Here is a 13872-nt window from a genome sequence, read left to right on the forward strand (position 1 = left end):
AGTGTATCCCTTTTTTTATTGCAGTTTACTCAAGATGGCCTCCAACACTTGCGATAAGGCATATTTCCCGTGATAATATGACAAGCCGCCTTGAAAATAGACAGCATAAGGAGCTCTCATAGGTCCGTCTGCGGAAAGTTCTATTGAGGAACCTTCTATAAATCCTCCTGCCGCCATGATGACAGGATCTTCATATCCGGGCATATCCCAAGGGGTCGGCGTAAATTGATGATCCACCGGTGAAGCGCTTTGTATAGCACTGCAAAAGGCTTCCAATAGCTCGGGACGTTTCAGTTCAATGCGAGTGATAATGTCAGAACGAGCATCTGTAGATCTGGGTAGTGTTGTAAAGCCTAAACATTCAAAGGTACGACTAAACAATCGAGCGACTTTAATGGCGTCTTCAACTATTTTAGGTGCGATAAACAGACCTTGTAAAATTTGACGTGTCATACCGAAGGTTAAACCACATTCTTTCCCTATGCCGGGTGCCGTTAAGCGATTGGCTACCTTCTCGATAATCTCTCGACGACCTACAATATATCCCCCACTGTAGGCCAAGCCCCCCCCTGGATTTTTGATAAGGGATCCGGCCATAAAGTCACAACCATACTCTGTCGGTTCGACAGTATCAGTAAATTCGCCGTAACAATTATCCATAAAGATGAGAATGTTCGGATACGCTTTTTTGATGGCTGAAATCGTTGTTTTCAGCTCATCAGTCGTAAAGGCACGACGATTGGAGTATCCTGTTGAGCGTTGAATGGCAATGATTTTAGTATTGGAGTGGATGGTATCAAGCGTAGCCTGAATATCCAGAGTGCCATTCTTAAGCTCAACCTGATTATACTGAATCCCTTGAGATAGAAAATTTCCATATTCATCGCCATCAAGACCAATGGTCTTTCTCAATGTATCATAAGGACTACCTGATATATAAAGCAATTCGTCCCCCGGGGCCAAAATGGCACTTAGGGCAAGGCTTATGGCATGGGTACCACTGACGATATTGGGGCGAACTAAAGCGTCTTCTGTATGAAACAGTGTGCTGTAGATAGCTTCAACCTTTTCTCTGCCTACATCGCCATAACCGTAGCCGGTCGTCCAGTTGAAATCTGTACTCTTCAGATCATGAGCTTGCATAGCTTTTAAAATTTTTATTTGATTTTGATAAGCAATATCTGCTTGCTGTGCTCCAAGTGCTGATAAATCAGCTTCAGCATTGGCAATAAGTTCTCTTACCTGTTCTTTTATACGTTGTCCCAAAGTTCTTTCCCCAATTCCAATATTTTATCTAAAAGTTTCGGATCTTCTCGATCTATCCAGTGAATTCGCTGATCTCGTCTAAAATACGTAAGTTGTCGTTTTGCGTAATGACGGGAATTTTTTTGTATAGTATCAATCATCTCGTCATAGGAAATCATTCCTTTTAAATAGGCAATCACTTCTTTATAACCAATCGCACGAAAGGGTTTACAGTCTTCTCCGTACACTGCCACAAGTCTTTGCACCTCGTCGATCAGGCCTTGTTCCACCATGTTAATTACACGGTGGTTGATGCGTTCATAGAGTTTCTGACGCGGCATAGTAAGGCCGATATAGAGCAGTTCATACTCGTTGTTTTCTCTGCGTAGATTTTCGGTTTCTCGAACAGCAGAGCTTGCAATTTCAATCGCACGCATGAGCCGTTGTGGATTCTTAGGATCAATATAGTGTGCCGCATTGGGATCGAGTGTCTTGAGTTTTTCAAAGAGATACGTTACGCCATACGCTTTGAAATCTTTCTCCAATGTTTTACGAAGTTGTACATCCTTCCCTATTGCCTGAAAAGAAAGATGATACACTATGGAATCAATATATAGACCTGTGCCGCCGACGAGCATGGGCAATCTGTTGTTATCATTAATCTGTGTTATGAGCGACTTGGTCTGTGTCTGAAAATCGTAAACACTAAATTCCTCATTTGCTGTGGTAATATCGATCATATGATGAGGAATATGTCCTCGATCCATAATTTTAGCTGTGCCGATATCAAAGTTTTTATAAACTTGCATGGAGTCTGCTGAAATAATCTCCCCGTGCCAACTACGCGCCAACTGTAAAGATAGTTCAGTTTTTCCAATTCCCGTAGGTCCGGTAAGAATAAAAAGTTTCATTTAACCTCGTAAAAATAGTTTTTCTAAATCCCGTTGGTCTAAACGCACCACTGTAGGACGACCGTGAGGGCAGGTATACGGGTCTTCACAGGCGAGTAGAGACGTCTTAAGACCCTGTATCGCTGCAAAGCTCAACGTTGTGTTAGCTTTTATCGCAGCCTTACACGCTTTTTTCATAATAGTATAAGGACTAATTTCATAGGCGGAAGTCGACGCTTCTGTTAATGTGAGTAACGAGTGGCGTAGAAAATCTTCAAAATTCACAGGGGCAATGAGCGGCACGGCACGCACAATAATTGAATCGGCAGAAAAAACTTCGACATCAAACCCCACAGTATTTAGTGTGGCGCTTAGCTTGTCAAATGCCACCATTTCCTCAGCACTCAGTCCTATGATTTCAGGCTTTAAGAGAAGCTGACTGTCCACTTGACAGTCGTTATATTGTTTTAAGAATTTCTCATAGTGTACACGCTCATGAGCGGCGTGTTGATCCATCAAGAAAAAAACGCCGTCTCTAGCTTCAAAAATAATATAGGTACCGAAAAGCGCACCTACAATGCGAGCATCTTGTAATGGCTTCTTCCTCAAGTCTGGTATTTTAGACATATCGCTTCTATCAGTATCAATACGCTTTAAATCCGTCCTAGCGGTTTGCATCGAGGTGGTATCCTCTTTCAGAGACTGTGCTGTAGGTACAGACCTCAGTTTGTCATGTGAGTCTAACAGGTCATCTCGGTCGCTATAGGGGGTTATCGTATCATGCACCTCAGATTGAATTTGAGAGGTCGTTTCTCCTTCCGGATCGTCCCGGTATAGGTCAAAAATGGTGACTAAGGGTTCCGAGGCTGTTTGAGAAGGGATATGGGACGAGATAAAAGTTTTAGTTGTTGCAAGGGAAACTTCAGCTAAGTCACGAATGGACTGCATCAACATCGGCCCATTAGAAAACTTTACTTCATTTTTTTGAGGGTGAATATTGATGTCAATAAGTTTCGGGTCAATGGTGAGATAGATGACAAAACAAGGATAGCGGTCCAAAGGTATGGATGAACGATAAGCTTTTTCAATTAATCGTGCTAATTCCACATTCCAAATGTAGCGGCCATTGATAAAAAGATATTGTTCTGTACGCTGGCTTCGATACAGTGTATTGTCGGAAAAGAAAGCTTTGACACTATAGTGGTCAAAATCTTTTTCAATATAATTCATTTGAGCCACCATATTCCCCAAAATAGAGTAAACATGGTCTTTTAGCGACGTGCTTGTCGATGATTGAAAGAGTATTCTTGAGTTTTTGATAAGTTTAAAAGCACAGTGCGGTGTGCCAAGCGCAATCTTTTTTACCATATCGACGATACGATGCAGCTCTACACTTTCAGCCTTTAAAAATTTTTTGCGTACCGGGGTATGTTCAAAGATATCCGTGATATAAAATGTCGTGCCTACGGGAACCCCGATTTTATTTTGCGCGACAATATCACCGTGTTGGACGAGAGTTCTCGACCCGGTCACACTGTCTTTGGTTTTGGTCAGTAGCTCCACGGTGGCGATACTGGCAATACTTGCTAAAGCTTCGCCACGGAATCCCAGAGATTTTAAATAATTCAAGTCGTCAAATTGTGCCATTTTTGATGTGGCATGGCGAAGAAATGCCTTGTCAATATCCTCCGATTCAATGCCGGTACCATTGTCTCTGACACTAATCCCCTCGGTAGCGGTGCCTTTGATTTCTACTGTAATTGATGTGGCTTGCGCGTCAATGGAATTTTCGATGAGTTCTTTAACTATGGCTGCAGGATTTTCAATAATTTCACCGGCGGCAATTTTTGAAATCGTCTTTTCATCCAGAATATTTATCATAATTCATCTTTGCTCCTTCGACAATCTTTTGAAGAAGATTTAAAGATTCCAGGGGGGACAAGGAATTAATATCCACTTCGCTGAGATTCTTCAAAAATGGCAACACGGGGTTGTGAGTCGGTTGGACAGGGACATCGACATGAACAGATTGTCCTTTGTTCTCATGTTCATCCAATACGATTTTTGCACGAGCAATAACCGCATCATTAATTCCCGCGAGTTTCGCCACATCGATGCCATAACTTCGATCGCTTGCACCTTCAATAACTTGGCGTAAAAAAATAATTTGATCGCCATCATGATCAACAGCAATCGAAAGATTTTTAAGGCCGGATAAGGATGTGCTCAATTGAGTCAGTTCATGGTAGTGCGTTGCAAATAGCGTCTTTGCTTTAGTCGTGGTGACCAAGTACTCAGTAATCGCCCACGCAATAGCAATCCCGTCATATGTGCTCGTTCCCCGCCCCACTTCATCAAGAAGAATCAATGAGGCATTCGTGGCGTGATCTAAAATATTGGCGACTTCTTTCATCTCCACCATAAAGGTACTGTCGCCACCCGCTAAATTGTCGCTGGCTCCTATACGTGTAAAGATACGGTCTACAAGCGACCAGTGAAAAGCAGTAGCCGGCACGTAAGAACCCATTTGCGCCATTAACGTTATCAAGGCCACTTGTCGCATATATGTGGACTTCCCTGCCATATTGGGCCCGGTAATAAGAAGAAAATAAGTCTCAGCGTTCATGCTAGTGTTATTGGGAACAAATTGGATGTCTCGTCCCATAGCTTCTACAATAGGATGACGACCTTCTACGATAGTAAGCTGCGGTGTGTCGCTAATAACAGGACGTACATAATGATAGGTTCTGGCCACTTGTGCGAGGCTAAAAAGACAATCTAAAGTACCGATATATTCAGCAACGTTTTGAATCGTACCGAGGGCATTGAAAATAGTACTTCGAAGCGCTGTCAAAATTTCCATTTGACGCTCAATAGCACGCTCCTTTGACCCATTGATTTTGCGTTCCAAAGCTTTTAGCTCTACAGTAAAATAGCGTTCACTGCCAACTAAAGTTTGCTTTCGGATATAATCCTCGGGAACTTTGTCGGTGAACGATTTGGTGACATCAATAAAATAACCCAAAATTTTATTATATTTAATCTTTAGCGTTTTGATATCGGTACGCTTGCGCTCTTTAGTCTCCAAGTCTAAAAGTAACGCTTGTCCACCTTCCGAGGCTTGATAGAGCTCATCCAAGTCCTTATCATACCCTTTGCGAATAAAAGGAAGTTCCAAATTCACAGGAGGATCAGATATCAGCGTGTTCTGTATCAAATGACTTAAAGCTGTTGTATCGGGGATTTTTTCGCCAAAATGGTGTAATACATCATCTGGAGACGCAGTTAAAAGGGATTTGACTTTGGTGAATTGGTCTAAAGATGTTGCCAAAGCGACACAGTCTTTAGGGGATAACTGTTCACTGGCAATTTTAAAACTCAGACGTTCAATATCCAAGGTTTGTTTCAAGGCACTACGAATGGCATCAAAGCGCATTAAATCTTCCAAAGCACTTTTAATCATATCCTGACGGGATATGATAGCCGCTTTATTTCGTAAAGGTTTTTCAATCCACTTTCTAAGAGTACGAGATCCCATGGCTGTTTCACAGTTATCTAATACGGCGTAGAGAGAACCTTTTTTACGACGCGTTTGAATGGATGCCACCAGTTCTAAATTATATTTCGAAGTCTCATCAATGGTCATGTATTCTTCCGGATCATAACGATGAACAGCCTTCAAATGTTGAAGTGACACTTTTTGAGTCGTAGCTAAATAGTTAATCAGCATAAAAAGAGCCGGTGAGTTGATTTTCGAAATGGATGTTACTACATCACTATTGAGGACATCTCTTACCTCCGGCAAGAGTTTTTGTAAGGTCTCATTCAGATGTGTATAGTAGATGCCATCTTTAGCCGGCATGGTTGCTGAGCTGTAGAGGATTTCGCTTGGGGTAATACGACTGAGCTCGTCCATAAAAAATTGAGATTTCTCTTTTTGAGACAAGAAAGTTTGCGACGTTGTAAAAATTTCACCGGTGGTATAGTCCCCGTAGGCAAGATACAGTGTCGCACCATGATCCACATAACTCAGTAAAAAGTTGTTGTCCACAGAAAGATAGTCGGTATCACTAAATGTTCCCGGCGTTATAATCTTTGTTACAGCACGTTTCACCAAGTTTTTGGTCAGTTTCGGATCTTCCACTTGATCGACAATAGCCACCTTATATCCGGCATCCAGCATTTTTGAAATGTAGGTGTCACTCACGTGATAAGGCACGCCGCACATTGGGATATCTTCTTGTTTGTTGCTCCGTTTAGTCAGCGTCAACCCCAAAACTTTCGATGCCAACAACGCATCGTCATAAAACATTTCATAAAAATCGCCTAATCGATAAAAAAGAACTTCCTCTTGGTAGTCCTTTTTTATTTCCATATATTGTTGCATCATTGGGGTTAAATTTTCGTTTGACATAACTCCCCTCCCAAATTAAATGAATTGGCATGGGTTATTTTGACAGGCACAATGTGACCGATAAGTTCTTTACTGCCGGTAAGGTTGACAAGTTTAAACTCATCGCTGCGTCCCACCACACGATCAGGATTTTTTTTGCTGGTATCTTCAACTAAGACATCAACAACTTTTCCGATATAAGCTTTATTTTTTTTCTCTTGAATCGGATAAAGCACGTCAATTAAGCGTTGGAATCGATCATGTTTGACGTCATCGGGGACTTGATCTGCCCTGTTGTAAGCCTGCGTACCTTCCCTTGGCGAGTAAATAAAGGTAAATGAGGTATCGTATTCCACCTGTCGCACTAAATCCAGAGTATCTTGAAAGTCAGCTTCCGTCTCTGATGGAAATCCCACCATTAAATCCGTACACAACGCAATATCAGGATTGACTGTTTTGATTTTATCGATAGTACGAAGGTAATCTTCTCGGGTATACTTGCGATTCATAGCTTGAAGCACCGCATTTGAACCCGCTTGTACCGGCAAGTGTAAGAAATTGGAAAGATTTGGCAATTCTTTAAAGCACTGGATTAAATCATTAGAAATATCTTTAGGGTGAGAGGTCATAAACCTTATCCGAGCCAAGTCTGGGATATCAGCGATCTGACGTAGCAACTCCGAAAATGACACAGGTGTTGTTAAATTTTTGCCGTAGGAATTGACATTTTGCCCGAGAAGGGTGACTTCTTTTGTGCCATGGTGCACTAAGGATCGGATTTCGTCACAAATCGACTCAGCCGTGCGGCTGGTTTCCCGACCTCGTGTATAAGGAACGATACAGTAAGTGCAAAAGTTGTTACAACCATACATAATATTCACATAGGATTTAAACGGATAAAGACGATCGGCACCTATGGCATCATTAAGAGGATTCTTTTCTTCTTGAATGTCAATTTGTAGCTTACCTGTCTGGGTGTAACGATACAAAAGCTCAGGTAGCTTCCAGACATTATTGGTTCCGAAAATTAAATCTACATTTTCAAATTTATCCAAAACGTAATCTCGAGATGGCTGTCGTTGCATCATACAACCACAAACGCCGCAAATGAGATCTTTTTTTACGGATTTTAAATGTTTGAGGATGCCCAGCTGACCGTACACCTTATCCTCGGCAGAGTGTCGCACGGAACAGGTATTCACTAATACCAGGTCACTCTCTTCATAAGAGGATACCATCTCATAGCCGATTTTTTGTAATAGCCAATTAATTTTTTCCGAGTCATGTTCATTCATTTGACAGCCATGGGTAATAATGCAAGCCTTTTTGCCCTGCACTTCCCCACGGAGCAAGTCAATATATCGGCTGACACTGGTGTTATAATCCTCAATTAAATTTAAATTATCTAACATTTTTCTCCCAATCTAAATGGTCAGCCTTGCATTGTGGTCGCCATTCGTAAAAATTCTTTTGTAGCCTGTTTCATGTAACGATTCTTTTTATAGTAGAAGGCTATATTTCGTGTACTGAAGCTGTCATCAATTTTATAGTATGTCACTTTATCATTTTTCCCGGTAGAACGGACCAAAATATCTGAGATAAAGGAGATACCAATACCGTTTAACGTCATATTAAAGCTGGTAATCTGCTGATCCAATTCAAAGGCGATGTTCGGTTTGAACCCGGCATCATTAAAGATCGTATCAGCTTTTAATCGGGTGTCATTGCCTTCTTTTAAAAAGATAAAAGGATATTCTTTAAACAGGTCAATGGCCACAGCATCGACAGATTCATCTAAAAATTGACGAGATATAATACTTTCATAACTTAAGGCTTTGTCGTGCAGCACGTCATTAATTTTATAATGACTTGGTACAGCTAAAATAACATTGTCGCGCAAGTATACCGTAGCGTCATAATTGACGTCATCATACGGGAAGTTGTCGATGACAAGATCCAAGTCTCCTGCAGCAAGACGCTCTTCCAACTCAGATGTGCTATATTCACGAATTCGAAGGTCCACATTGGGATATTTCGCCGAGAATTTTGCCATTAAATCAGGCAGTGCATGAGAAATAAATAGGGATGTACCGCCTATGGAGATTGAACCGCGACGCAGCTCACCTAGATCATTTAAATAGTTTTCAAAATTTTCTTCGACTTCTTTGATCTCTTCCACAGCTTTGATATAGGCCTGACCAAACTCGGTTAAACCAATGGGTTTGGTACTTCGGTCAAAGATTTCATAACCTAAAGACAGCTCTACTTTTTTAATAGCAGCGCTTAAGGACGGTTGAGAAATAAATAAATTTTTTGCAGCTTTGGAAAAACTTCGTTCTTTGTATACTTCGTATACATATTCCATTCCTCTAAACATACCTACCTACCTATAATAAAATTCGATTTATAAAGCTTACTATATAATAATAAAAATTCAGCTTATTTACAAGTATTTGAGCCCAGTTATAGATTTAAAGTTATACTATAGCTAGCATTCAACCATCTGAGTTTTCCATGTCCATCACTATTGGATAGTCAAGTATAAAAAAAGATGAAGTATGAACTTCATCAATTTAAACATGTTTGTGCATTACAAGCGGAACTTTATGACATAGTTTTTAAAAAGTCTTCAATTTCCTTTTCTGTAGGCATGGAAACTGCCGTGCCACGTTTTTGAACTGCTAAGGCGGCTACTGCCGTGGCAAAGTGAGCGGCATCTTTTAAAGTTTCGCCGCGACTGAGCGCAGTCAAAAGGCCACCATTAAAAGCGTCGCCTGCACCGGTGGAATCTACAGCTTCAACGGTATAGGCAGGTATAATTTCGTCAAATTCACTGTTATAAATGTACGCACCTTTGGTCCCAAGAGTGATGACCACTTCCTCCACGCCCATCGTGAGAAGTTGATCTTTAGCAGCCCTTGCTGAGTCTAAATCCGAGACAGTAATGCCGGTAAGCCCCTCAGCTTCGGTTTCATTAGGCGTGATAAGAGCGACATGATGCAAAATATTTTTGTCAAATTCAATGACCGGCGCCGGATTTAATATAACTTTAACATTGTTGTCATGAGCAAGCTGCGCCATCTTTTCATTGGCATCCTGATTGACTTCATGTTGTAACAGCACAAAGTCACAAGATTGCAGCGTAGGCACTAAGGCTTCAATTTCATCTTCCGTAAAACTTTCACATGCTCCGGGTACAATAAGAATTTGATTTTCAGCTGTAGTTTCATCGACACAGATTAAAGCAGCACCGGTGGATTCTGTATCACTTTGGATAATATGCTCCGTATTCATATGAAGTGTTTTAGCAGTGTCTAAAGCGAATGCCCCAAAGTTATCCTTACCAATTTTAGTGACGGTGACTACATCTGCACCGGATTTATGTGCAGCTACCGCTTGATTGAATCCTTTGCCGCCGGGTCCCATTTGAAAAGAACTACCTCTGACAGTGCGTCCCGGAGTCGGAAGACGGTCAGCTCGCGAGCTGAGATCCACAACAAAGCTTCCGAATACCATTACTTTATTTTTCATAAATCACCTTAAAAAAAGGGCCCGAAGGCCCTTACATTTTTGTTATTTCTTGATAAGTTGAAGATCAACCGGAGATGATGCTTCCACTTGTTCACCAGCAATTACTTTTGTTGCCGTTTCAATTCCAAGAGAGCCGATAAGTTTAGGTTGTTGTGCAATAGTAGCAGCCAGCTCGCCGGCTTCAACAGATTTTACAGCATCATCTGTGGCGTCAAAACCAACCACTTTGATATCGCGGCCACTTGCTTTGATTGCTTCAAGTGCACCAAGAGCCATTTCATCGTTGTGTGCAAACACTGCGTTGATTTCAGGATTAGCTTGAAGGATATTTTCCATTACGGAAAGGCCTTCAGTTCTGTCATAGTTTGCTGTTTGCTTTGCAACAACAGTCAATTCAGAACCTTCAATAGCTGTATTGAAACCTTCGCCACGTTCACGTGCAGAAGATGATCCAGGAATACCTTCCAACTCAACGACATTACCTTTGCCGCCGGTAAGTTCGAGAATGTATTCACCTGCCATTTTACCACCAGCAACGTTGTCAGATGCGATGTGAGATACTACTTCACCGCCGTTAGATGCACGGTCAAGAGTTACAACAGGGATACCTGCTTCGTTGGCACGAAGTACAGCCGCTGCGACCGCATCAGAATCAGTAGGATTGATAAGAATAACGCTGACTTGTTTGGTAATAAGGTCCTCAACATTAGCGAGTTCCTTTGCAGGGTCATCTTGAGAATCCAATGCAATAAGTTCGACACCAAGTTCTTGAGCTTTTTCTTCAGCTCCAGTTTTCAAGTCGACAAAGAATGGGTTTTGTAACGTAGATACTACAAGACCGACGGTTCCTTGTGTTTCGCCTTCTGCTGCAGGCGCAGCGTTGTTTGCAGGGGCTTCATTTTTTTGACCGCAAGCAACCATGCCCATGGCAAGCATCAGGCAGACAGTGATGGTTAACAATTTCTTTTTCATACTAACCTCCTAATTTGTTTTTCTATCAAGCAATACTGCAACCAGTATAACGATAGCACGTACAACCATTTGATAATAGGACGAGACGTCCATAAGATTTAAGGCATTATTTAAAATACCAATGATTAAAGCTCCGAAAATAGTGCCTAGAATAGTACCGGTTCCACCGACAAGGGATGTACCGCCAAGCACGACCGCTGCAATGGCATCCAATTCATATCCGTCGCCGGCATTAGGCTGTGCTGATACCAAACGGGCTGTAAGGATGATGCCTGCAAGAGCTGCTAAAAGTCCATTGATCACATAGGCTTTTATCTTAATCTTATCCGTATTGATACCCGATAACTTTGAAGCTTCTTCATTGCCTCCGATAGCATAAATATAGCGACCGGTCTTGGTGTTGTTGAGGACATAAAAACAGACTATAAAAATGATGGCCATAATGTATACCGGCGTCGGAATCCCTAATATTTGTCCGGCACCGATACTGCGATAAGGTTCCAGTCCTGATGCTTGAAGAATGGAAATAGGGCGACCTTGAGTGAAAACCAGTGTCAAACCCTTTAGCAAGGTCATCGTGACCAAGGTTGCAATAAATGGCTGCGCTTTACCCTTGGTAATAATAACCCCGTTAAAAAGACCGGAGATCATACCGATAGCTAAACTCACTGCTACAGCAATAATAAAGTTATAACCTTGTACTAAAGTGAAGGCTCCCAAGGCAGCGCTAAATGCCAGAATGGAACCTACAGAAAGGTCAATACCGCCTGTTAAGATGACAAAGGTCATCCCGGCTGCAATAATGGCGTTAATTGATGTTTGTCGCAAGACATTCAATAAGTTAGTGCTAGATAAAAAGTTTGGCCGAAGTATACTGATAATAACAATAAAAACGACCAGTAAAATCAAAGCTCGAAATTTTTCAAAAAATGCGCGTTTATCTTTCATCTCATCCCCCTAAGCTAGAATTAAACTCATTATACGCTCTTGTGTTGCTTCATTGTGAGTCAGTTCACCTTTGAGACGCCCTTCGTGCATGACCAAAATACGGTCACTCATTCCCAAAAGTTCAGGCATATCTGAAGAAATCAGTAAAACACCAACACCTTGAGCCTTTAAATCGTTGACTATATCGTAGATTTCTTTTTTCGCGCCGACATCGACCCCGCGTGTAGGTTCATCGAGAATTAAGACGCGAGTTTCATTCATCAAACCTCGGGCGATAGAAACTTTTTGTTGGTTGCCTCCGGACAGATTTTTCAGCTTTTGATTTAAAGATGGCGTCTTAATGCGCATGCGTTCGACGAAGTCGTTAGATACTTTACGTTCCTTGTCCTTAGATATCCCGAACTTACCACTCACTTGCTTCAATGCACTGATGGTAATGTTTTCCGTAACATTCATAGGAAGTATCAGGCCATCTTTTTTGCGGTCTTCAGACACATAGGTGATACCATGTTTGATACCGTCAGCAGTACTTTTTAGATCAAGCTTTTTACCACCTAAGTTTAGCGTGCCGCTATGTATAGTGTAAAATCCATAGATTGTTTTTGCAAGTTCTGTGCGACCGGAACCTACGAGACCTGCGACGCCAAGAACTTCACCAGATTTTAACTCAAAGGAAATGTCAGAAACAAAGTCATTAGTCAACCCTTCCACCTGGAGGATGGATTTTGCAGGATTGCCCGGATGATAAGGGAATTGTTCTGTAATTTCTCGCCCCACCATTAGTTTAATAATCTTGTTTTGGTCCAAGTCACTAACCTTTTCTTCAGCAATAAAAGTCCCATCACGTAGGATAGTTGCTCGTTCACACACTTCAAAAATTTCTTCAAGACGGTGTGAGATATACACAATGGATTTGCCTTGTGCCTTTAACTGTCGAATAACACTAAAAAGTACCTGTACTTCTTTATCAGTCAGCGCGTCAGTCGGCTCATCCATGATAATAATACGCGCGTCTTCCAAAAGTGCTCTTGCAATTTCAACCATTTGTTGGTTGGCAATACTTAACTTCCCTACCGCTTGTTTCGGATCAATGGAGAGTCCAAGACGCTCTAAGATGGCTCTGGACTGTTTTTGCATCTCTGTTTTGTTCAAAAATACACCGTTTTGCAGCTCTCGGCCCAAAAAGATATTTTCCGACACACTCAGGCTCGGTATAAGATTTAACTCCTGGTGGATAACAGCGATGTTTAGCAATGCAGCATCAGTGACATTGGCAATATGAACTTCCTGTCCATCCAGATAAATCTTGCCCGAATCAGCCTGATGGACACCGCTTAAAATTTTAATCAAGGTGCTCTTGCCTGCACCGTTTTCTCCCATCAAGGCCATGGCTTCATTTTCATAGATGGTTAAGTTCACGCCATCTAAAGCTTTCACGCCGGGGAAAGTTTTGACAATATTTTCACACTTCAAGATGGTTGTATCAGTCATTAGAAAAATACCCCACTTTGTAAAATGACATTGGAATAAGGCCGTATGTCACCTGTTCGAACAATGCAGACACTCTCTTCAGTCAACGTTTTAAAGGTCTCATGAGGTACAAATTCCATTGGCAGACCTTCAGTTCTTTGCTCAATAGCTTTAAGAACCTGTGGGTTTTGATCTTGTATTTCACTTGCCACTGTGACTTTTTCCACACAAAGTTCGCTCAATACTGCGTCTAACACACTTTCAAAACTTGGAGTTCCTGCTGTCACAGCAAGATCGATTCGCTTGACACCTTTCGGTACAGGCAAGCCGCAATCGCCAATGACCAATGTTTGCGTATGTCCCATTTGTGCAATAATGTAAGAAAGTTCACTGTGAAGTAATGCGGATTGTTTCATCATTCAC

Annotated in this window: 11 protein-coding genes; all 11 read right to left on the bottom strand. The window is 41.6% G+C overall.

Annotation, left to right across the window (positions count from 1 at the left end; translation table 11 throughout):
• Positions 1 to 15 precede the first annotated feature (15 nt).
• A complete protein-coding gene (locus tag O6R05_RS03875; protein WP_390904740.1) occupies positions 16 to 1266 on the bottom strand; it encodes a methionine gamma-lyase family protein in 1251 nt (416 codons plus the stop codon).
• Positions 1251 to 2156, bottom strand: a complete 906-nt coding sequence (gene miaA, locus O6R05_RS03880; RefSeq protein ID WP_271192224.1) for a tRNA (adenosine(37)-N6)-dimethylallyltransferase MiaA — start codon at positions 2154 to 2156, stop codon at positions 1251 to 1253. The genes O6R05_RS03875 and miaA overlap by 16 nt, the downstream gene beginning before the upstream one ends.
• A complete protein-coding gene (mutL, locus tag O6R05_RS03885; RefSeq protein ID WP_271192225.1) occupies positions 2157 to 4016 on the bottom strand; it encodes a DNA mismatch repair endonuclease MutL in 1860 nt (619 codons plus the stop codon).
• Positions 3997 to 6549, bottom strand: a complete 2553-nt coding sequence (gene mutS, locus O6R05_RS03890; protein ID WP_271192226.1) for a DNA mismatch repair protein MutS — start codon at positions 6547 to 6549, stop codon at positions 3997 to 3999. Before mutS ends, mutL begins: the two co-directional genes overlap by 20 nt.
• Positions 6531 to 7940 (bottom strand): tRNA (N6-isopentenyl adenosine(37)-C2)-methylthiotransferase MiaB, encoded by a 1410-nt coding sequence (gene miaB, locus O6R05_RS03895; RefSeq protein WP_271192227.1) that lies wholly within the window; start codon positions 7938 to 7940, stop codon positions 6531 to 6533. The genes mutS and miaB overlap by 19 nt, the downstream gene beginning before the upstream one ends.
• Before the next feature lie 20 nt (positions 7941 to 7960).
• Positions 7961 to 8893 (bottom strand): LysR family transcriptional regulator, encoded by a 933-nt coding sequence (locus tag O6R05_RS03900; protein WP_271192228.1) that lies wholly within the window; start codon positions 8891 to 8893, stop codon positions 7961 to 7963.
• Positions 8894 to 9132: 239 nt separating this feature from the next.
• On the bottom strand, positions 9133 to 10059 hold the full coding sequence (gene rbsK / locus O6R05_RS03905) for a ribokinase (protein WP_271192229.1): 927 nt from the start codon (positions 10057 to 10059) through the stop codon (positions 9133 to 9135).
• 42 nt (positions 10060 to 10101) lie between these two features.
• Positions 10102 to 11031, bottom strand: coding sequence for a ribose ABC transporter substrate-binding protein RbsB (rbsB, locus tag O6R05_RS03910; RefSeq protein ID WP_271192230.1), 930 nt, complete (start codon positions 11029 to 11031; stop codon positions 10102 to 10104).
• A 9-nt stretch (positions 11032 to 11040) separates the two neighbouring features.
• Entirely contained in the window at positions 11041 to 11979 is a 939-nt protein-coding gene (gene rbsC, locus O6R05_RS03915; RefSeq protein ID WP_271192231.1) for a ribose ABC transporter permease, read from the bottom strand.
• Positions 11980 to 11988: 9 nt separating this feature from the next.
• Positions 11989 to 13470 carry a sugar ABC transporter ATP-binding protein gene (locus O6R05_RS03920; RefSeq protein WP_271192232.1) on the bottom strand — a complete coding sequence of 494 codons (1482 nt, stop codon included), beginning with the start codon at positions 13468 to 13470 and terminating at the stop codon, positions 11989 to 11991.
• The gene (gene rbsD, locus O6R05_RS03925) at positions 13470 to 13868 is read right to left on the bottom strand and encodes a D-ribose pyranase (RefSeq protein ID WP_271192233.1); all 399 of its coding nucleotides are present in this window, start codon (positions 13866 to 13868) and stop codon (positions 13470 to 13472) included. Before rbsD ends, O6R05_RS03920 begins: the two co-directional genes overlap by 1 nt.
• Positions 13869 to 13872 lie beyond the last annotated feature (4 nt).

It is taken from the genome of Peptoniphilus equinus, assembly GCF_027921445.1.
In the GTDB taxonomy this organism is placed as follows: Bacteria; Bacillota; Clostridia; order Tissierellales; family Peptoniphilaceae; genus Peptoniphilus; species Peptoniphilus equinus.

Excerpts from the sequence above, each read along its gene's own strand:
- miaA (WP_271192224.1), bottom strand. The coding sequence starts at position 2,156 with ATGAAACTTTTTATTCTTACCGGACCTACGGGAATTGGAAAAACTGAA.
- mutL (WP_271192225.1), bottom strand. The coding sequence starts at position 4,016 with ATGATAAATATTCTGGATGAAAAGACGATTTCAAAAATTGCCGCCGGT.
- mutS (WP_271192226.1), bottom strand. The coding sequence starts at position 6,549 with ATGTCAAACGAAAATTTAACCCCAATGATGCAACAATATATGGAAATA.
- miaB (WP_271192227.1), bottom strand. The coding sequence starts at position 7,940 with ATGTTAGATAATTTAAATTTAATTGAGGATTATAACACCAGTGTCAGC.
- O6R05_RS03900 (WP_271192228.1), bottom strand. The coding sequence starts at position 8,893 with ATGGAATATGTATACGAAGTATACAAAGAACGAAGTTTTTCCAAAGCT.
- rbsK (WP_271192229.1), bottom strand. The coding sequence starts at position 10,059 with ATGAAAAATAAAGTAATGGTATTCGGAAGCTTTGTTGTGGATCTCAGC.
- rbsB (WP_271192230.1), bottom strand. The coding sequence starts at position 11,031 with ATGAAAAAGAAATTGTTAACCATCACTGTCTGCCTGATGCTTGCCATG.
- rbsC (WP_271192231.1), bottom strand. The coding sequence starts at position 11,979 with ATGAAAGATAAACGCGCATTTTTTGAAAAATTTCGAGCTTTGATTTTA.
- O6R05_RS03920 (WP_271192232.1), bottom strand. The coding sequence starts at position 13,470 with ATGACTGATACAACCATCTTGAAGTGTGAAAATATTGTCAAAACTTTC.
- rbsD (WP_271192233.1), bottom strand. The coding sequence starts at position 13,868 with ATGATGAAACAATCCGCATTACTTCACAGTGAACTTTCTTACATTATT.